Genomic DNA, 19,621 nt, shown 5'->3' on the forward strand with positions numbered 1-19,621 from the left:
GGGCGCTCTGCAGGGCCACGATGCCCAATAGCTCAGTCGGTAGAGCGTCTCCATGGTAAGGAGAAGGTCTGCGGTTCGATTCCGCATTGGGGCTCAGAGAGAAAAGAAAGGCCCCCGCCACATGGCGGGGGCCTTTCTCGTTGCCGTATTGGTGACCGGCCGCCTCAGACGCGGGGCGGCTCCGGGACGCGCATCGCCAGGATGGCCATGTCGTCCGAGGCCGGCTCCGCGGCGAAGCGTTCCACGGCCCGCAGGATGCGTGCGGCGACCGCTCCGGCCGTCAGGCCCGTACAGGTCGACAGGACGTCCGCGAGGCCGTCGTCGCCGAGCATGCGGGTGCCCTCGCGGCGTTCGGTGACGCCGTCCGTGACGCAGAGGAGGACGTCGCCCGGGTTGAGGGTGACCTCCTCCTCGTACAGCTCCAGGTCCTCCAGGACGCCCAGCAGGGGCTGCGGTTCGGCCGCCGCCTCCACGGAGCCGTCCTGGCGCAGGCGCAGCGGCAGCGGGTGGCCGGCGCAGACGACCTTCAGGAGGGCGCTGCCGTCCTCCTGGGGCCACAGCTCGCCGTACAGGAGGGTGAGGAAGCGGCTGCGGGCGCCCTCGTCGAGGATGGCCGCGTTGAGGCGCTCCAGGACCGCGGGGCCGGTGAAGCCCTCCTTGGCGAGCAGGCGCAGGGCGTGGCGGGCCAGGCCCGTGACGGCGGCCGCCTCCGGGCCCGTACCGCAGACGTCGCCGATGGCGAAGCCGTACGCACCGTCGTGGATCGGGAAGACGTCGTAGAAGTCGCCGCCGACCTCGTTGCCCTCGCCCGCGGCGCGGTAGATGACCTCGATCTCGACGTTCGGGACGTGGGGGAGGCCCGGGGGCAGCAGGCTGCGCTGGAGGGACTGGCTGATCGCCATGCGCTCCGAGTACAGACGGGCGTTGTCCAGGGCCAGGGCGGCCCGGCGGGAGAGGTCCTCGGCCAGCTCCAGGATCTCCTGGCGGAAGTGGTCGTCCGAGGGCTTCCCGAGCGTCAGCATGCCGATCACGCGGTTGCGGGCGACCAGCGGCAGGACCACCGTCTCGCCGCCGACGGCCTGCGCCGTCGCCAGGATGGTGCGGGTGGCCGTGGACATGCTCAACGGCGCGTCGTGGTCCAGGCTGCGGGTGGAGGTCGAGAGCGCCGCGCGGTGGCCGGCCTCCGACGGGGCGGCCCAGATGCGGGCGCCCGGCGTCGGGACCGGGTCGGGCGGGGAGATCTTGGAGAGCAGCGCCTTGAGGCCGTCGATGAGGTCCTCGTCCTCGTGGAGCACGTACGAGAGGTACGGGTCCGAGGACTGGTCCGCGATCGTGTAGACGGCGCACCAGGTCGCCAGGGTCGGCACCGTCATCTGGGCCATCAGCGCCAGCGTCTGGTCCCGGTCGAGCGTGCCGGCCAGCAGGTCGGAGGCCTCGACGAGGAAGGAGAGGGAGCCGCGGCGCAGCCGCTCCAGCTCGCCCAGGCGCGCGGACTCCACGGCCAGGGCGATGCGGTCGGCGGCGAACTGGAGGCGCAGGGCCTCCTCGTTCGAGTAGCGGCCCGGGGCCTCGGCCGCGACCCCCAGGGAGCCGGTGAGACGGCCCTCCACCTTCAGCGGGACCGTGACGACCGAGCGCATCCCGGTGTCGGTGAGGAGGGGTACGGCACCGGGTACGGCGGTCAGGTCCTCGTGGACGGCCGGCATGCGGGCCGAGCCGTAGCGTCCCGTTCCGGCCTCCACGGGGACGCGGGCGAAGCGCTGGCGGGCCGAAGGGAGGCCCGTCGTGGCGCGGACCTCCAGCTCCGTCTCGTCGTCGGTGGCGAGCAGGAGGAACGCGGCGTCCGCGTCGAGCATGTCACGCGCCCGCTCGACCGTCCGCTGGAGCAGGCCGTCCAGGTCGTCGGGGGCGGGGGAGCCGATGAAGACCTCGAACGGGTCCGTGGTGCGGCTCTCCGACGAGGAGTCGGAGACCGGGGCGCGGACCGGGGACTGAAGGACGGCGCGCTCGTAGTCACGGACCAGGAGGCAGACCGTGGACGGTTCGCCGTCGGTGTCGCGGACCCTCAGGTGCGAGGCGTAGACGGGGATGACCCGGCCGTCCGCGCAGCGGATCCCGTAGCTGCCCTCCCAGCGGGAGAGGCGGAGCGCGTCCGCGATGCCCGTGTTGGTGCCGGGGGTGTGCGGCCAGGCCACGAAGTCGGTGAGCTGCTTGCCGGAGACCTGGTCGGCCCCGTGCCCGAAGAGGAAGGCCGCGTCGTCGTTCCACGCGGCGATCGAGCCGGAGTGGTCGATCTGGACGACGGCCACCCGTACGCGCTGGTCCGCCACGGGCAGCAGGGGCGTGGGCAGGAGCGGTCCGGCGGAGCGGATGCCGACCGGGCGCTCGGGCAGGTCCAGCTGGAACCAGACATGTTTGCGGGTGGGGGTGTACTCGACGCCCCAGCGGGCGGCCAGGGCGGCGCAGAGCAGCAGGCCGCGGCCGTTCTCGCTGTCCGGGTTGACGAAGTCGAGCCCGTTGCTGTGCAGCGGGACCTCGCGCTCCGGATAGTGGTCGGCGACCTCGATGCGCACGCCGTCCTCGGTGCGCAGGCAGAGAACGTCGGCCGCCGTTCCCGCGTGGACCACGGCATTGGTGACGAGTTCGCTGGTGAGGACGACGGCGTCGTCGACGACATCGTTGTACCCCCACCCCTGGAGGGTGTCCCGGACGAAGGCGCGGGCGGTCGCGACCGAGCGCCCGACCGGTTCGAAGGTGGCGGCCGCGCGCGCGGTGATCACAGCACTCCCCATATGGTGTCTCGTCGCTTCCCCGAGTCTTGTGCCCGTTTCTCGCCGCTTCGATTCGCTTGCCAGGCTAGACGTATCTCAAGGGTGCCGGGTACACGAGGGCCGAGATCGGGACAGGACGACGCGGGAGTTGTGCGCGGGCGCACGAGTATGTGTTCCGGTAGGAGTGATGGGGGGCAACCGGGGGAGGCTGCCCGCCGACCCATTCCGGCCTGGTACGTTGCAATGATTTGACGTCCGCCTGTTCACCCGTCGACGGTGTGCTGTGGCGGTGAGCCAAAGTGGAACTGGGCAAGCTTCCTATAGGCCCGAGCGAAACGGTCAACCCCTGCGGGAGGGACACGGTGGAGTCTGGCGTGGCGGCGCGGGGTTCAGAAACGCGTACAAAAGGCGGACAGTCCGTGAAAAAGCAGCGCAATGGCACCGTCGAAGTGGACGCGGCAGCCCTGAACAGGTTGCTGGCGGGACTCGTGGCGATGCGCGACGGCAATTTCCGCAGGCGGCTCACCGTCTCCGGCGACGGCGTGATGACGGAGATCGCGGCGGTCTTCAACGAGGTCGCCGACCGCAATCTCCATCTCACGGGTGAGCTGGCGCGCGTACGGCGTGTGGTCGGGCGTGAGGGCAAGCTGACGGAGCGGCTGGAGACGGGGGCCTGCGAGGGTTCCTGGGCCGCCGCGATCGACGCCTCCAACGAGCTCGTCGACGATCTCGCGCGACCGGTCTCCGAGGTGGGCCGGGTGCTGTCGGCGGTCGCCGACGGTGACCTGGAGCAGCGGATGGAGCTGCGGTCGCACACGACGGACGAGACGGTACGCCCGCTGCGCGGCGAGTTCCTGAAGGTCGCCCGTACGGTCAACAACCTCGTCGACCAGCTGTCGGTCTTCACCGAACAGGTGACGCGCGTCGCCGTCGAGGTCGGCACCGAGGGCAAGCTCGGCGGGCAGGCCCAGGTACGCGGGATGTCCGGGTCGTGGAAGGACCTGACGGACTCCGTCAACACCATGGCGTACCGGCTGACCGCCCAGGTGCGTGACATCGCGCTGGTGACGACGGCGGTCGCCAAGGGTGATCTGTCGCGGAAGGTCACCGTCCACGTGGCAGGCGAGATGCTCCAGCTGAAGAACACCGTCAACACGATGGTCGACCAGCTGTCCTCGTTCTCCTCCGAGGTGACGCGCGTCGCCCGTGAGGTGGGTACGGAGGGTGAGCTGGGCGGTCAGGCGACCGTGCCGGGTGTGGCCGGGGTCTGGAAGGACCTCACCGACTCCGTCAACACGATGGCGGGCAATCTCACCTCCCAGGTGCGCGGGATCGCCGAGGTGACGACGGCCGTGGCCAGCGGTGACCTGACGCAGAAGGTCACGGTGAGCGCGCGGGGCGAGGTCGCCCAGCTCGCCGAGACGATCAACCAGATGACCGAGACGCTGCGCACCTTCGCGGACGAAGTGACACGTGTGGCGAGCGAGGTCGGTGGCGAAGGGCTCCTCGGGGGCCAGGCGCAGGTGCCGGGGGCCGCGGGCACCTGGAAGGACCTCACCGATTCGGTGAACACGGTCTTCCGGAACCTGACGACCCAGGTGCGCGACATCGCTCAGGTGACCACGGCGGTGGCCAGCGGAGACATGTCGCAGAAGGTCACGGTCGACGTGGCCGGGGAGATGCTGGAGCTGAAGAACACCGTCAACACGATGGTGGACCAGCTCCAGTCGTTCGGTTCCGAGGTGACGCGCGTCGCCCGGGAGGTCGGCGTCGAGGGCCGGCTCGGCGGCCAGGCGGAGGTGCCGGGCGCCGCCGGTACGTGGAAGGACCTCACCGACTCGGTCAACACGGCCTTCCGCAACCTGACCGGTCAGGTCCGGGACATCGCTCAGGTGACCACGGCGGTCGCCAACGGTGACCTGTCGCAGAAGGTCACCGTGGACGTGGCCGGGGAGATGCTGGAACTGAAGAACACCGTCAACACGATGGTGGCGCAGCTGTCCAGCTTCGCCGACCAGGTGACGCGGATGGCCCGGGACGTGGGCACCGAGGGCCGTCTCGGCGGTCAGGCGCGGGTGGACGGCGTCTCGGGTACGTGGAAGGAGCTCACCGACTCCGTCAACTTCATGGCCGGCAACCTCACCTCCCAGGTGCGGCAGATCGCGCAGGTGACGACGGCGGTGGCGCGGGGCGACCTGTCGCAGAAGATCGATGTGGACGCCCGGGGCGAGATCCTGGAGCTCAAGAACACCATCAACACCATGGTCGACCAGCTCTCCGCCTTCGCCGACCAGGTGACACGCGTCGCCCGCGAGGTGGGTACGGACGGGCGGCTCGGCGGTCAGGCGCAGGTGCCCGGCGTGGCCGGGGTGTGGCGCGATCTCACCGACTCGGTGAACGGCATGGCGGGGAATCTCACCGCCCAGGTGCGCAACATCGCGCAGGTCGCCACGGCGGTCGCGCGCGGTGACCTGTCGCAGAAGATCGACGTGGATGCCCGGGGCGAGATCCTGGAGCTGAAGAACACCCTCAACACGATGGTGGACCAGCTCTCCAACTTCGCCGAGCAGGTGACGCGGGTAGCCCGCGAGGTGGGTACGGAAGGCATCCTCGGCGGTCAGGCCGAGGTGCAGGGTGTGTCCGGTACGTGGAAGGACCTGACCCAGTCCGTCAACGGCATGGCCAACAACCTCACCCTCCAGGTGCGCAACATCGCCGAGGTCACCACCGCGGTCGCCAAGGGCGATCTCTCCAAGAAGATCACCGTCGACGCCAAGGGCGAGATCCTCGAACTGGTCACGACCGTCAACACGATGGTCGACCAGCTGCTGAACTTCGCGGACGAGGTCACGCGGGTGGCCCGTGAGGTGGGCACCGAGGGCATCCTCGGCGGTCAGGCGCGGGTGCGCGGGGCAACCGGCATCTGGAAGGACCTCAGCGACAACGTCAACCTGATGGCCAACAACCTGACCAGCCAGGTACGTAACATCTCCCGGGTCTCCTCCGCGGTCGCCAACGGCGACCTGACGAAGAAGGTCACCGTGGAGGCGCGCGGCGAGGTCGCGGAGCTGGCCGACACCGTCAACACGATGGTGACGACGCTGTCCTCGTTCGCGGACGAGGTCACGCGGGTGGCCCGCGAGGTGGGTACGGAAGGTGAGCTGGGCGGCCAGGCCCGGGTGCCGGGCGTCTCCGGTACGTGGAAGGACCTCACCGAGTCCGTGAACTCGATGGCCTCCAACCTGACCGGCCAGGTGCGGCAGATCGCCACGGTCACCACGGCCATCGCCAAGGGCGACCTGACCAAGAAGATCGACATCGACGCCCGGGGCGAGATCCTCGAACTCAAGAACACCATCAACACGATGGTCGATCAGCTCTCCTCGTTCGCCGACCAGGTCACCCGGGTCGCCCGTGAGGTGGGCACCGAAGGGCAGCTCGGCGGTCAGGCGCGGGTCCGGGACGTCGACGGCACGTGGCGCGACCTCACGGAGTCGGTGAACGAGATGGCCGGGAACCTGACCCGGCAGGTGCGCGCCATCGCGGCCGTCGCCACCGCGGTGACCCGCGGCGATCTGAACCTGAAGATCGATGTGGACGCGGCCGGCGAGATCCAGGTCCTCCAGGACAACATCAACACGATGATCGCCAACCTGCGCGACACCACCCTCGCCAACAAGGAGCAGGACTGGCTCAAGGGCAACCTGGCCCGGATCTCCGGTCTGATGCAGGGCCGCCGCGATCTGGACGACGTGGCGTCGCTGATCATGAGCGAGCTGACGCCGGTGGTCTCGGCCCAGCACGGCGCGTTCTTCCTGGCCATGTCCCCGGGTGACTCGGAGGAGGTGGGCCCGGACAACGGTGACGACGGCTCGTACGAGCTGCGGATGCGGGGGAGTTACGGCTACTCCGCCGGTTCGATGCCGACCTCGTTCCGGCCCGGCGAAACGCTCATCGGGACGGCGGCCGAGGAGAAGCGGACGATCCAGGTCGACAACGTGCCGCCGGGCTATCTGAAGATCTCCTCCGGCCTGGGTGAGGCGCCGCCCGCCCATGTGATCGTGCTGCCGGTGCTCTTCGAGGGCAAGGTGCTCGGCGTGATCGAGCTGGCCTCGTTCCAGCCGTTCACGCACATCCAGCGGGACTTCCTCAACCAGCTCGCCGAGATGATCGCGACGAGCGTCAACACGATCAGCGTCAACACCAAGACCGAGAAGCTCCTGGAACAGTCCCAGGAGCTGACCGAGCAACTGCGGGACCGCTCGCAGGAGTTGGAGAACCGGCAGAAGGCCCTCCAGGCGTCCAACGCCGAACTGGAGGAGAAGGCCGAGCTGCTGGCCCAGCAGAACCGCGACATCGAGGTCAAGAACACCGAGATCGAGGAGGCGCGGCAGGTCCTGGAGGAGCGCGCCGAGCAGCTCGCGGTCTCGATGCGCTACAAGTCCGAGTTCCTGGCCAACATGTCGCACGAGCTGCGCACACCGCTCAACTCGCTGCTGATCCTGGCCAAGTTGCTGGCGGACAACGCCGAGGGCAATCTGTCGCCGAAGCAGGTCGAGTTCGCCGAGACGATCCACGGGGCCGGTTCCGACCTGCTCCAGCTGATCAACGACATCCTCGACCTGTCGAAGGTCGAGGCGGGCAAGATGGACGTCAGCCCGACCCGGATCGCACTGGTCCAGCTGGTCGACTACGTGGAGGCGACCTTCCGCCCGCTCACCGCGGAGAAGGGGCTCGACTTCTCCGTACGGGTCTCGCCGGAGCTTCCCGCGACGCTGCACACCGACGAGCAGCGCCTCCTGCAGGTGCTGCGCAACCTGCTGTCCAACGCGGTGAAGTTCACCGACAGCGGGGCGGTGGAGCTGGTGATCCGACCGGCCGGCGCCGATGTGCCCAACGCGATCCGGGAGCACCTGCTGGAGGCGGGCTCGCTGCGCGACGCGGACGCCGATCTGATCGCCTTCTCCGTCACCGACACCGGGATCGGGATCGCCTCCAGCAAGATGCTGGTGATCTTCGAGGCGTTCAAGCAGGCGGACGGTACGACGAGCCGCAAGTACGGCGGGACCGGCCTCGGGCTCTCCATCAGCCGGGAGATCGCGCGGCTGCTCGGCGGCGAGATCCACGCGGCGAGCGAGCCGGGCCGGGGCTCGACCTTCACCCTCTACCTGCCGCTGCACCGCGCCGAACTGCCTCCCCAGGGCTACCCCCAGGTGGGTTCCGGTTCCACCGAGGGGCTGGGCGGCGGGTCCGAGAACGGGCAGGGACAGCCGGGCGGCGACTCCGCTCCGCTGGGGGACCCGGCCAACTCCGCGGGGACGTTCCGGCGGCGGCGCAAGGCCCTCGGCGACGCCGCCCGACGGCCCGCGCTGCCCGCCGGGCGCCCCTCGGGCGAGAGTGCTCCGCACGAGGAGTGGGTCCAGGGTGCCCCGGCCGCGGCGGAGGACGCGCCGGAGCCCCGGCGGACGTTCCGGTTCCGGGGCGAGAAGGTGCTCATCGTCGACGACGACATCCGTAACGTCTTCGCGCTCACCAGCGTGCTGGAGCAGCACGGGCTCGCCGTGCTGTACGCGGAGAACGGGCGCGAGGGGATCGAAGTCCTGGAGCAGCACGACGATGTGGCGGTCGTCCTGATGGACATCATGATGCCCGAGATGGACGGCTACGCGACCACGACCGCGATCCGGCGGATGCCGCAGTTCGCCGGGCTGCCGATCGTCGCGCTCACCGCGAAGGCGATGAAGGGCGACCGGGAGAAGGCGATCGACTGCGGTGCCTCCGACTATGTGACGAAGCCGGTCGACCCTGATCACCTGCTGGCGGTGATGGAGCAGTGGATGCACGGAGAGTGATCGGGTAGGGAACGAATAGGGCTGAGTTACTGACCGGCTGTGCGCGAACGGGTGTGAACGCCCTGGATTCGGGGAACCTTCTGGTCTCCCACCGCGTTTGCGGTATGTGCACAGTGACATCGCGGTGACAGGGTGTGGTGACGGGCGGGGTGCGGCTACCATGACCGGCACAAGGACGGACGGCGCAAGGGAGTCGTCCCCTGGGGCGGCACCCGGTGCATTTCCGGGGCGAGGAGGACGGGCCATGGTGCAGAAGGCCAAGATCCTCCTGGTCGATGACCGGCCGGAGAATCTGCTGGCGCTGGAGGCCATCCTCTCTGCGCTCGATCAGACCCTGGTCCGGGCATCGTCAGGGGAGGAAGCGCTCAAAGCGCTGCTCACGGACGACTTCGCGGTCATTCTGCTGGACGTCCAGATGCCGGGCATGGACGGCTTCGAGACCGCCGCCCACATCAAGCGGCGTGAGCGGACCCGGGACATCCCGATCATCTTCCTCACCGCGATCAACCACGGCCCCCACCACACCTTCCGGGGATACGCGGCCGGCGCGGTGGACTACATCTCCAAGCCGTTCGACCCGTGGGTGCTGCGGGCCAAGGTCTCCGTCTTCGTCGAGCTGTACATGAAGAACTGCAAGCTTCGCGAGCAGGCCGCGCTCCTGCGGCTCCAGTTGGAGGGCGACGGCCACGCGGGCGGCGAGCACGAGAAGGAGCCGGCCGGTCTGCTGGCCGAACTCTCCGCGCGGCTCGCGGCGGTCGAGGAGCAGGCGGAAGCCCTCTCCAAGCAGCTCGACGACGAGTCGGCGGACGCCGCGGCCGTCGCCACGGCGGCCCATCTCGAACGCAAGCTGACCGGCCTGCGCCGCGCGCTGGACGCGCTGGAGCCGGGCACGGGCGGCGGCGCCGGAATCCTGCCCGCGCAGAACTGAGACTTCTCTCCGCTCGGCACCAAGACCATCCGCACGGATCAGGTGTGGATCGGGCGGTGTTCGGAGCCTCCGGGCCATGAGGGCGCGTCAGTCCCCGGTCATCGGGCGGCGACACGGTCGGGTGAACCAGTAGGCGAACGTGTTCACGGGCGTGGACAGCGGTAACCTCGGCACCATGGCCTCTCGTACGTCCGGCAAGGGTTCCCAGGGCACGGCGGGCACCGCGAAGCGCGTCGGCCGTACTCCCGGGCCGGCGAAGAAAGCCGCGCCCGCCAGGAAGACCGCCCCGAAGAAGACGAGCGCGCCCGCGAAGAAGGCGCCCGCGAAGAAGGCGGCGGCCAAGAGGCCCGCGCCCAAACCCGCCCCGTCCCCCACCAATGGCATCTACCGTCTGGTGCGCGCCATCTGGCTCGGCACGGCGCACGGTATCGGTGCGGTGTTCCGCTCCATAGGGCGCGGTGCGAAGGGACTTGACCCCGCCCACCGCAAGGACGGCCTCGCGCTCCTGCTCCTCGGCCTCGCGCTGATCGTGGCGGCGGGCACCTGGTCCAACCTCCAGGGCCCGGTCGGGGACCTGGTGGAGATGCTGGTGACCGGGGCGTTCGGCCGGCTCGACCTGCTCGCACCGATACTGCTCGGCGCCCTGGCCGTACGGCTGATCCTGTATCCGGAGCGCCCCGAGGCCAACGGCCGGATCGTCATCGGGCTCTCCGCCCTGGTCGTCGGCGTCCTCGGCCAGGTCCACATCGCCTGCGGATCGCCCGGCCGCGAGGACGGCACGGAGGCGATGCAGGACGCGGGCGGGCTGGTGGGCTGGGCCGCCTCGAAGCCGCTGATCTTCATGATGGGCGAAGTCCTCGCCGTACCGCTGCTGGTGCTGCTCACGGTCTTCGGGCTCCTCGTCGTCACCGCGACCCCGGTCAACGCCATCCCGCGCCGGCTGCGGGGGCTCGGAGTCCGCCTCGGCATCGTGGAACCGGCGTACGAGCCGGGCGAGGTGTACGAGGACGACGACGAGCGCTACGACGAGCAGTGGCGCGAGGCGCTGCCCGCCTCCACGCGGCGCGGCTCCGCACGCCGGCAGGCGCCGGACGCCGACGACGCCGTCCACGACCACGCCGAGGCGGAGGCGCTCACCAAGCGCAGGAGGCCCCGCCGGCCCGCCGCGCAGCCCGCCATGAACCGGCCCGCGGACGCGGTGGACATCGCCGCGGCCGCGGCGGCCGCGCTCGACGGCGCCGTACTCAACGGCATCTCGCCCTCACCGGTCGTCGCGGATCTGACCCAGGGCGTCTCGGTGGACCGGGACCGGGAGTACACCGGCACGCCCGTGCCCGGAGCCCGGGAGGCCGAGCGGGGCGGCGGCGCGGGCCAGGACCGAGGCGCGGGCAGGAGGCCGGACACGGGCAGGGCGGGGGCCGCCGCCGAGCCCGGCGACCCCGGTGTCGTACCCGACCTGACCAAACCCGCTCCCGAGCGGACCGGGGAGCTGCCCGCCCGCGCCGAGCAGCTCCAGCTCTCCGGCGACATCACGTACGCGCTGCCCTCGCTCGACCTGCTGGAGCGCGGCGGGCCCGGCAAGACCCGCAGCGCCGCCAACGACGCCGTCGTCGCCTCGCTGACCAACGTCTTCACCGAGTTCAAGGTCGACGCCGTCGTCACCGGCTTCACCCGCGGCCCGACGGTCACCCGGTACGAGATCGAGCTCGGTCCGGCCGTGAAGGTCGAGAAGATCACGGCGCTCGCCAAGAACATCGCGTACGCCGTCGCCAGTCCGGACGTGCGGATCATCTCGCCGATCCCGGGGAAGTCCGCCGTCGGCATCGAGATCCCCAACTCCGACCGGGAGATGGTCAACCTCGGCGACGTCCTGCGTCTCGCGGACGCGGCCGAGGACGACCACCCCATGCTGGTGGCGCTCGGCAAGAACGTCGAGGGCGGCTACGAGATGGCCAACCTGGCCAAGATGCCGCACGTCCTGGTCGCCGGTGCGACCGGCTCCGGCAAGTCCTCCTGCATCAACTGCCTGATCACCTCGGTCATGGTGCGGGCCACCCCGGAGGACGTCCGGATGGTCCTGGTCGACCCCAAGCGCGTCGAGCTGACCGCGTACGAGGGCATCCCGCACCTGATCACCCCGATCATCACCAACCCGAAGAAGGCCGCAGAGGCGCTCCAGTGGGTCGTGCGGGAGATGGACCTGCGCTACGACGACCTCGCCGCCTTCGGCTACCGGCACATCGACGACTTCAACCACGCCGTGCGCACCGGCAAGGCCAAGACGCCCGAGGGCAGCGAGCGGGAGCTGTCCCCGTACCCGTATCTGCTCGTGATCGTCGACGAGCTGGCCGACCTGATGATGGTCGCCCCCCGGGACGTCGAGGACTCGATCGTCCGCATCACCCAGCTGGCCCGTGCCGCCGGAATCCACCTGGTGCTCGCCACCCAGCGCCCCTCGGTCGACGTGGTGACCGGTCTGATCAAGGCGAACGTGCCCTCCCGGCTCGCCTTCGCCACCTCCTCCCTCGCCGACAGCCGCGTCATCCTCGACCAGCCCGGCGCCGAGAAGCTCATCGGCAAGGGCGACGGGCTGTTCCTCCCGATGGGCGCCAACAAACCCACCCGTATGCAGGGCGCGTTCGTCACCGAGGACGAGGTCGCGGCCGTCGTCCAGCACTGCAAGGACCAGATGGCCCCGGTCTTCCGGGACGACGTCGTGGTCGGTACGAAGCAGAAGAAGGAGATCGACGAGGACATCGGCGACGACCTGGACCTGCTCTGCCAGGCCGCCGAGCTGGTCGTCTCCACCCAGTTCGGGTCGACCTCGATGCTCCAGCGCAAGCTGCGGGTCGGCTTCGCCAAGGCGGGGAGGCTGATGGACCTGATGGAGTCCCGCAACATCGTCGGCCCCAGCGAGGGGTCCAAGGCACGCGACGTCATGGTGAAACCGGACGAGCTCGACGGGGTGTTGGCCGTCATCCGCGGGGAATCCGCTCCGTGAGGGAAACGGCGAGCGGGCGCGTCGGCGAGGGCGCATCCGCACGGGCGGGGCGGTGCGGGCAGGCCGGCGAGGGGGACCGGCAGAGGCGGGCCGGCCCGTAAAGGTTTTGTGGGCAACCGTTTCGTGCGGTCGTACGTCAAGTTGGAGGGAGGGGGAGCGATGCCTCTCCCTCCCGCCCTGCCCGTTGTCCCTCACCCTGTTCGGCCCACTCCAGGTTGCCCAGTCCTCGATCGGGGCACGGTCCCGTCCCCGCTCCGCCCGCGGAGAGGTCCGCGGGGCCGTCCGGCGAGCCCGATGGCGTACAAAGTCGTGCCTCCCGGTTGCCCCTCCCTTTCGTACCCCCCCTAGACTGAACATCCAGCAGGTGGCTCACGCTCGAAAGGCGCCCCCGTGTCCATCGGCAACTCCCCCGAAGACGACCGGCCTTCGGTCGGTCGTGCCCTCCAGCAGGCTCGCCTCGCCGCAGGTCTGACGGTCGAGGAGGTCAGCAGCTCCACCCGGGTGCGCATCCCCATCGTGCACGCGATCGAGGAGGACGACTTCTCGCGCTGCGGCGGTGACGTCTACGCACGCGGCCACATCCGCAACATCGCCCGTGCCGTCGGTATCGACCCGGAACCCCTGGTCGAGCGTTACGACGGAGACCACGGCGGCCGTCCCGCACCGACCCCCGCGGCTCCGCTGTTCGAAGCGGAGCGCATCCGTTCCGAACCGCGGCGGCCCAACTGGACCGCGGCCATGGTCGCGGCCATCGTCGCCGTGGTCGGTTTCGTCGGCTTCACCCTCTTCAACGGTGAGGACAAGCCCTCGAACACCGCCCAGGTCGCGGAGGGCTCGACGCCCGACAAGCCCGCGGCCGAACCCACCACCACCAAGCCGGCCGACCCCAAGCCCGTGCCGTCCGAGAGTGCCATCGCCGCCGCCCCCCGGGACAAGGTGACGGTCAAGCTCGGCGCGAGCCAGGGCAAGAGCTGGATCTCCGTCAAGGACCACAACGGCCGGCTGCTCTTCGACGGGCTGCTGCTCGAAGGTGAGTCCAAGACCTTCCAGGACAAGGAGCGCATCGACCTCGTCCTCGGCAACGCCGGGGCGATCGAGCTCTTCGTGAACGGGAAGAAGCTCCAGGACCGCTTCGAGCCCGGCCAGGTCGAGCGGCTCACGTACACCAAGGGTGACCCCGAGGCCGGCTGACCCCGCGCCTCCCCACCGCGTCCACGGGCGCCCGGCCCAGTGCCGGGCGCCCGTCGGCGTTCCCGGCCGGTCCCTCCTTCTGTTACTCCCCGTAGCAGGAGGAGGGCGGACAACCCTGCACGGCGGGAGGGCCGCCGGGACGAAGTAGTCTTGAGTCCATGCCCGAACGCCGTACCGTCGCCCTTGTCACTCTTGGCTGCGCCCGTAACGAGGTGGACTCGGAGGAGCTTGCAGGCCGCTTGGCAGCGGACGGCTGGGACCTCGTCGAGGATGCCTCCGACGCGGATGTCGCAGTCGTCAACACCTGTGGGTTCGTCGAAGCCGCCAAGAAGGACTCCGTCGACGCCCTGCTCGAAGCCAACGATCTCAAGGACCACGGCCGCACCCAGGCCGTCGTCGCCGTCGGCTGCATGGCCGAGCGCTACGGCAAGGACCTCGCCGAGGCCCTGCCGGAGGCGGACGGCGTCCTCGGATTCGACGACTACGCCGACATCTCCGACCGGCTCCAGACCATCCTCAACGGCGGCATCCACGCCTCGCACACACCGCGCGACCGCCGCAAGCTGCTGCCGATCAGCCCCGCCGAGCGGCAGGACGCCGCCGTGGCGCTGCCCGGCCACGCCCAGGAGGCACCCGCCCCGGCGCCCGCGGACCTCCCCGAAGGGGTCGCACCGGTCTCCGGGCCCCGCGCGCCGCTGCGCCGGCGGCTCGGCACCAGCCCGGTCGCCTCGGTGAAGCTCGCCTCCGGCTGCGACCGCCGCTGCTCCTTCTGCGCCATCCCCTCCTTCCGCGGCTCGTTCATCTCGCGGCGGCCCTCGGACGTGCTCCAGGAGACCCGCTGGCTGGCCGAGCAGGGCGTCAAGGAGGTGATGCTCGTCTCCGAGAACAACACCTCCTACGGCAAGGACCTCGGCGACATCCGCCTCCTGGAGACCCTGCTGCCGGAGCTCGCCGACGTGGACGGCATCGAGCGCATCCGGGTCAGCTACCTCCAGCCCGCCGAGATGCGCCCCGGCCTCATCGACGTCCTCACCTCGACGCCGAAGGTCGCCCCCTACTTCGACCTCTCCTTCCAGCACTCCGCCCCCGGCGTGCTGCGCGCGATGCGCCGCTTCGGCGACACCGACCGCTTCCTGGAGCTCCTGGACACCATCCGGAGCAAGGCCCCCGAGGCCGGCGCCCGGTCCAACTTCATCGTCGGGTTCCCCGGCGAGAGCGAGGCCGACCTCGCCGAGCTGGAACGCTTCCTCACCGGTGCCCGGCTCGATGCCATCGGCGTCTTCGGGTACTCCGACGAGGAGGGCACCGAGGCGGTCGGCTACGAGAACAAGCTGGACGCCGACACCATCGCCGAGCGGCTCGCCCACATCTCCCAACTGGCCGAGGAGCTGACCTCGCAGCGGGCCGAGGAGCGCGTCGGAGAGACCCTCCAGGTGCTCGTGGAGTCCGTCGAGTCGGACGAGGACGGCGAGGTCGCGGTCGGCCGCGCCGCGCACCAGGCCCCGGAAACGGACGGCCAGGTGGTCTTCACCACACGCGAGGGACTCGTGCCGGGCCGTATGGTCGAGGCAAAGGCAGTGGGCACCGAGGGCGTCGACCTGGTGGCCGAACACCACGAGCTTGCGGAGGCAGCCAGATGACGGGAGCCCCGGCATCCGCGGCAGGCGGTTCCGGCGCGAAGCCGGTCCGCGGCGGCAAGCTGGGCACTGCGGCCGTCAACCAGGCCAGTCTGTGGAACATCGCCAACATCCTCACCATGGTGCGGCTGCTGCTCGTTCCCGGCTTCGTCATGCTCCTGCTCCACAACGGCGGGTACGACCCGGTCTGGCGCTCCTTCGCCTGGGCCGCGTTCGCCGTCGCCATGATCACCGACCTGTTCGACGGTCATCTGGCGCGCGCGTACAACCTGGTCACGGACTTCGGGAAGATCGCCGACCCGATCGCCGACAAAGCGATCATGGGCGCCGCGCTGATCTGCCTCTCCGTCCTGGGTGACCTGCCCTGGTGGATCACCGGTGTGATCCTCGCCCGTGAGCTGGGCATCACGCTGATGCGGTTCTGGGTGATCCGGCACGCGGTCATCCCGGCCAGCCGAGGCGGGAAACTCAAGACGCTGGCGCAGGGCACGGCGGCCGGGATGTACGTCCTGGTGCTCACCGGGCCCCTGGCGACCTTGCGCTTCTGGGTGATGATGGTGGCCGTCGTCCTGACCGTCGTCACCGGACTCGACTACGTACGTCAGGCCGTCGTCCTGCGCCGCAGGAGCCTCGCCGCCGAGCGCGCCGCCGTCGGCCGGACCACGGAGGCGGTCCAGGAGGCGGCCGGGTCGCCCGGCGCGGGTGCGGGTACCGACACGGATACGGGGGCCGTGGTCGCGGGCGCCGGTGCCGCCGGCGGTTCCGAGGCCGGTGCTTCCGGTTCGACCGTGCGGCTCTCCGGTGGTTCGACGGCCGTGGAGCCCGCCGTGAGCGCGCGCGACGGCGCGGAGGCCGAGCGGTGACAGCCGCTGCCCGGGTGCTGGGGCGGCTCGTGGAGCGCGGTGAGACGCTCGCCGTCGCCGAATCGCTGACGGGCGGCCTGGTGGCGGCCGAACTCACTTCCGTACCCGGAGCCTCCCGGTCCTTCCGGGGATCGGTGACGGCGTACGCCACGGCCCTCAAGGGCGAGATCCTGGGCGTGGACGGGACCCTCCTGGCGGCGCACGGGGCGGTCGACCCCGAGGTCGCGCGGCAGATGGCGGCCGGTGTACGCCGGACCCTCGGCGCCGACTGGGGCATCTCCACGACCGGCGTCGCGGGCCCGGAACCGCAGGACGGGCAGCCCGTGGGAACGGTCTACATTGCCGTAGCGGGGCCTTCCGGCGTCGAGAAAGTGTCCGCGCTGCGATTGAATGGTTCGAGGGCGGACATCCGTAGAGAGAGTGTACGAAGCGCCCTCGATCTGCTTGCGGGCGAACTCGGCGAGAATGCGCGGGCACAGGATACGGAACAGATCGGGGGGAATTGATGTTTGCAGCCCTGAGTGAACACGACATCGCTCCCCGCACGGCCGCAGCACAAGGCGGTACGGTAGGGCGTGAAGGATGCGGCTACGCGGTCCGAGGAGGGAGCCACCGATGATTCTGCTCCGTCGCCTGCTGGGTGACGTGCTGCGTCGGCAGCGCCAGCGCCAAGGCCGTACTCTGCGCGAAGTCTCCTCGTCCGCCCGGGTCTCGCTCGGTTATCTGTCCGAGGTGGAGCGGGGGCAGAAGGAGGCATCCTCCGAGCTGCTCTCCGCTATTTGCGACGCGCTTGACGTACGGATGTCCGAGCTCATGCGTGAAGTGAGCGACGAGCTCTCGCTCGCTGAGCTGGCCGAGTCGGCAGCTGCCAGCGATCCGGTCCCTGTACCGGTTCGTCCCATGCTCAATTCCGTCTCCGTTTCGTCGGTCGCAGGTGTGCCGTCGGGACGGGTGACCATCAAGGCGCCCGCGGAAGCGGTGGACGTCGTCGCCGCCTGAGTACGCGCGGCACAGTGCTCGACCGGAGTCCCGGTCGGCCCCTCGGGGCCGGCCGGGACTTTCGCGTGCGCTCGGCTTTTCGTGTGTGAGGGCTTTTCGTGTGTGAGGCGTGAGGAAGCGGGCAGACGGAGGTTGAGGCCAACATGACTGTTTTGTTTCCTTTGTGCCATTGTGGGTGGTGCACCGAAACGGTCAGCGAATCGGCTGACGACGGTCAGCAGTACGCCTGACGGATGGGAGTTGTGCATGTCTGTGGTGAAGAGCCCACTGTCCGACAGCGATCTCAAGCTCGTCGGAGAAGCGCTGCAAGGCGCGCTGGTCGATCTGGTCGACCTCTCCCTCGTGGCGAAGCAGATCCACTGGAACGTGGTCGGCCCGCGTTTCCGGTCCGTCCACCTCCAGCTCGACGATGTGGTGGCCACGGCCCGGCAGCACTCCGACACGGTCGCCGAGCGTGCCTCTGCGATCGGGGTCAACCCGGACGGACGCTCCGCGACCGTTGCCAAGGAGACCGCCATCCGGTCCGTCCCCGACGGCTGGATCAAGGACACCGACGCCGTGAAGGCGCTCGTGGACGCCCTGGGCGTGGTCATCAACCGGATGCGTGAGCGCATCGAGGTGACCGACGCGCCGGATCCCGTCACCCAGGACATCCTGATCTCACTGACGGCAGACCTCGAAAAGCACGCCTGGATGTTCCAGGCTGAAAGTGCCTGAGCGGAAGGAACCGACATCGTGACTGGTGACAACGCCATGGACAAGCTCAAGGGCAAGGGCAAGGAGGCCGTCGGCAAGCTGACCGGCGACCGCCGCAAGGAGTCCGAGGGCAAGGCCGACCAGACCAAGGCCACGGCCAAGGACAAGGTCGACGAGGCCGGCGACCGCGCGAAGGGCGTCACGGACTCGCTGCGCAACGACAACGACAAGTAGCGCCTCGCGCCGCTGCCCGCTCCGAGCACCGGACCCTTCCGGACGCCTGAGCACCCGGAGTGCCCCCGCCGATCACGGCGGGGGCACTTTGGCGTCTCGGGCCAGGTGCCCGTCGGGCGGGCGCTCTGGATGCAGCGGGGCGGCTGCCAGGGGAAACTGCCCGAAAGGACGTCGGCCGCAGGAGGGCAGCGATGGGACGGCGATGGGTGCCGGCGCTGGTCCTCGGCGGGTTGTGGTGGTGGGCGGTGCTGCGGCTGGCGCTCCAGCCGGAGGAGGCCGGTGTGGTGGAGGGCGCGGTGGCGGCGGGCGGCTGGGGGCTGAGCCTGCTGCCCGTCCATGTGGCGTCGGGGGGCTCGGGGGGAGTGGGGCGGGCGGTGGGGTCGGTGGGGCCGGTGGCGGATGCCGGCTCTGGCGGGCCGGTGGGGGAGGCCGGCTCTGGCGGTCCAAGGGGGTCGGTGGGGTCGACCGGGGCGGAGCGGTGGGCGGGGCGGCGGCTTGCGGTGGGGATCACGAGGGCGTGGCGGCGCCGCCGTCCGTACGGCCGCACCTGACGGAGTGCCGATCAGGGTGCGGGGCCGTACACCTGGGGTGTCGGGCCCGACTGGCAGGCCGGGCACCAGTACGTGGGCCGGTCCTCCTGGTCGATCTTCCGGATCGGGGTGCCGCAGCGCAGACAGGGGCGGCGGGCCCTGCCGTAGACGTAGAGGGGCTCCTGCACCCGAGGGGGCGGGAGCGGCCTTGTGCCGAGCGCGGGGGCCGGTGTGCTCGGCCGGGGGCGGCGCTCGGCGCGGAGGGTGGTGGTGCGGGTGGGGCGGTCCCGGTTGGCGTCGAGGAGGCGGTGGGCCAGGGCGACCAGCCGGGGGAGGGTTCCGTCGGGGAGGGCGCCCACGGGGAGCCAGGGGGTCACGCGGGCCAGGAAACACAGCTCGCACTTGTAGACATTGCCGATGCCCGCGAGGTTGCGCTGGTCCAGGAGCGCGTCGCCGAGGGGGCGGTCCGGCGCGGAGAGCAGCCGGTCCACGGCGAGTGCCGGGTCCCAGTCCGGACCCAGCAGGTCCGGGCCGAGATGGCCCACGGCCCTGCCCTCTTCGCTGGTGCGCAGCAGTTCGAGCACGGGCAGCCGGTAGCCGACCGCGGTGTGGTCGGTGTTGGTCAGAACCGCGCGGATCTGGTGCCCTGGGCCGCCGCGCCAGCGCTCGCCCGGTGCGTACACCCGCCAGGCACCGTCCATCCGGAGGTGGCTGTGCAGGGTCAGGCCGCCCTCGACGCGGGTCAGCAGGTGCTTGCCGCGTGCGGTGACGTCGAGGACGGTGCGGCCGCTCAGGTCGGTGGTGGCGAACCGGGGGACGCGCAGGTCGCTGTGGGTCAGGACCCGCCCCGCCAGCGCTGCGTGCAGCCGGGCGGCGGTCTGCAGGACGGTGTCTCCTTCGGGCATACCTCCATGATGGG

13 protein-coding genes and 1 tRNA gene are annotated in these 19,621 nt (G+C 70.3%); 12 read left to right on the plus strand and 2 right to left on the minus strand.

Annotated elements, in window-relative coordinates:
- The first annotated feature begins 22 nt into the window (after nucleotides 1–22).
- A tRNA-Thr gene (locus AB0917_RS23255) sits at nucleotides 23–94 on the plus strand.
- A 70-nt stretch (nucleotides 95–164) separates the two neighbouring features.
- On the opposite strand, the gene AB0917_RS23260 is transcribed toward AB0917_RS23255, so the two are convergent.
- Entirely contained in the window at nucleotides 165–2,792 is a 2,628-nt protein-coding gene (locus AB0917_RS23260) for a SpoIIE family protein phosphatase (RefSeq protein WP_366821549.1), read from the minus strand.
- Between the two features lie 398 nt (nucleotides 2,793–3,190).
- Here AB0917_RS23260 and AB0917_RS23265 point away from each other — a divergent pair, with 398 nt between their 5' ends.
- The 11 genes from AB0917_RS23265 to AB0917_RS23315 all read left to right on the plus strand — a co-directional run bounded on the left by AB0917_RS23265 (nucleotide 3,191) and on the right by AB0917_RS23315 (nucleotide 18,723).
- Nucleotides 3,191–8,623 (plus strand): HAMP domain-containing protein, encoded by a 5,433-nt coding sequence (locus AB0917_RS23265; protein WP_366821550.1) that lies wholly within the window; start codon nucleotides 3,191–3,193, stop codon nucleotides 8,621–8,623.
- Nucleotides 8,624–8,867: 244 nt separating this feature from the next.
- Complete coding sequence (locus tag AB0917_RS23270; protein WP_018516365.1) at nucleotides 8,868–9,551, plus strand: response regulator; 684 nt, start codon at nucleotides 8,868–8,870, stop codon at nucleotides 9,549–9,551.
- Nucleotides 9,552–9,726: 175 nt separating this feature from the next.
- On the plus strand, nucleotides 9,727–12,552 hold the full coding sequence (locus AB0917_RS23275) for a DNA translocase FtsK (protein ID WP_366821551.1): 2,826 nt from the start codon (nucleotides 9,727–9,729) through the stop codon (nucleotides 12,550–12,552).
- Between the two features lie 390 nt (nucleotides 12,553–12,942).
- Nucleotides 12,943–13,743 carry a RodZ domain-containing protein gene (locus AB0917_RS23280; RefSeq protein ID WP_366821552.1) on the plus strand — a complete coding sequence of 267 codons (801 nt, stop codon included), beginning with the start codon at nucleotides 12,943–12,945 and terminating at the stop codon, nucleotides 13,741–13,743.
- A 158-nt stretch (nucleotides 13,744–13,901) separates the two neighbouring features.
- Complete coding sequence (gene rimO, locus AB0917_RS23285; RefSeq protein WP_366821553.1) at nucleotides 13,902–15,383, plus strand: 30S ribosomal protein S12 methylthiotransferase RimO; 1,482 nt, start codon at nucleotides 13,902–13,904, stop codon at nucleotides 15,381–15,383.
- A complete protein-coding gene (gene pgsA, locus AB0917_RS23290; protein WP_366821554.1) occupies nucleotides 15,380–16,243 on the plus strand; it encodes a CDP-diacylglycerol--glycerol-3-phosphate 3-phosphatidyltransferase in 864 nt (287 codons plus the stop codon). Before rimO ends, pgsA begins: the two co-directional genes overlap by 4 nt.
- Nucleotides 16,240–16,749: a nicotinamide-nucleotide amidohydrolase family protein gene (locus AB0917_RS23295; RefSeq protein WP_366821555.1), complete on the plus strand. Its 510-nt coding sequence runs from the start codon at nucleotides 16,240–16,242 to the stop codon at nucleotides 16,747–16,749. The genes pgsA and AB0917_RS23295 overlap by 4 nt, the downstream gene beginning before the upstream one ends.
- Before the next feature lie 109 nt (nucleotides 16,750–16,858).
- Nucleotides 16,859–17,242, plus strand: a complete 384-nt coding sequence (locus tag AB0917_RS23300; protein WP_003965837.1) for a helix-turn-helix transcriptional regulator — start codon at nucleotides 16,859–16,861, stop codon at nucleotides 17,240–17,242.
- A 246-nt stretch (nucleotides 17,243–17,488) separates the two neighbouring features.
- Entirely contained in the window at nucleotides 17,489–17,959 is a 471-nt protein-coding gene (locus AB0917_RS23305; RefSeq protein WP_366821556.1) for a DNA starvation/stationary phase protection protein, read from the plus strand.
- A gap of 36 nt (nucleotides 17,960–17,995) precedes the next feature.
- Nucleotides 17,996–18,172, plus strand: coding sequence for a CsbD family protein (locus AB0917_RS23310; RefSeq protein WP_366821563.1), 177 nt, complete (start codon nucleotides 17,996–17,998; stop codon nucleotides 18,170–18,172).
- Nucleotides 18,173–18,363: 191 nt separating this feature from the next.
- Complete coding sequence (locus AB0917_RS23315) at nucleotides 18,364–18,723, plus strand: hypothetical protein (RefSeq protein ID WP_366821557.1); 360 nt, start codon at nucleotides 18,364–18,366, stop codon at nucleotides 18,721–18,723.
- Nucleotides 18,724–18,734: 11 nt separating this feature from the next.
- Here the strand turns inward: AB0917_RS23315 and AB0917_RS23320 are convergent, their stop codons facing one another.
- A complete protein-coding gene (locus AB0917_RS23320; protein ID WP_366821558.1) occupies nucleotides 18,735–19,607 on the minus strand; it encodes a DNA-formamidopyrimidine glycosylase family protein in 873 nt (290 codons plus the stop codon).
- Between the last annotated feature and the right edge of the window lie 14 nt (nucleotides 19,608–19,621).

It is taken from the genome of Streptomyces sp. NPDC007346, from assembly GCF_040703535.1.
GTDB lineage: Bacteria > Actinomycetota > Actinomycetes > Streptomycetales > Streptomycetaceae > Streptomyces.

Coding starts and splice junctions, on each gene's coding strand:
- AB0917_RS23260 (WP_366821549.1), bottom strand. CDS start 2,792: ATGGGGAGTGCTGTGATCACCGCGCGCGCGGCCGCCACCTTCGAACCG.
- AB0917_RS23270 (WP_018516365.1), top strand. CDS start 8,868: ATGGTGCAGAAGGCCAAGATCCTCCTGGTCGATGACCGGCCGGAGAAT.
- AB0917_RS23275 (WP_366821551.1), top strand. CDS start 9,727: ATGGCCTCTCGTACGTCCGGCAAGGGTTCCCAGGGCACGGCGGGCACC.
- rimO (WP_366821553.1), top strand. CDS start 13,902: ATGCCCGAACGCCGTACCGTCGCCCTTGTCACTCTTGGCTGCGCCCGT.
- pgsA (WP_366821554.1), top strand. CDS start 15,380: ATGACGGGAGCCCCGGCATCCGCGGCAGGCGGTTCCGGCGCGAAGCCG.
- AB0917_RS23300 (WP_003965837.1), top strand. CDS start 16,859: ATGATTCTGCTCCGTCGCCTGCTGGGTGACGTGCTGCGTCGGCAGCGC.
- AB0917_RS23305 (WP_366821556.1), top strand. CDS start 17,489: ATGTCTGTGGTGAAGAGCCCACTGTCCGACAGCGATCTCAAGCTCGTC.
- AB0917_RS23310 (WP_366821563.1), top strand. CDS start 17,996: ATGGACAAGCTCAAGGGCAAGGGCAAGGAGGCCGTCGGCAAGCTGACC.
- AB0917_RS23315 (WP_366821557.1), top strand. CDS start 18,364: ATGGGACGGCGATGGGTGCCGGCGCTGGTCCTCGGCGGGTTGTGGTGG.
- AB0917_RS23320 (WP_366821558.1), bottom strand. CDS start 19,607: ATGCCCGAAGGAGACACCGTCCTGCAGACCGCCGCCCGGCTGCACGCA.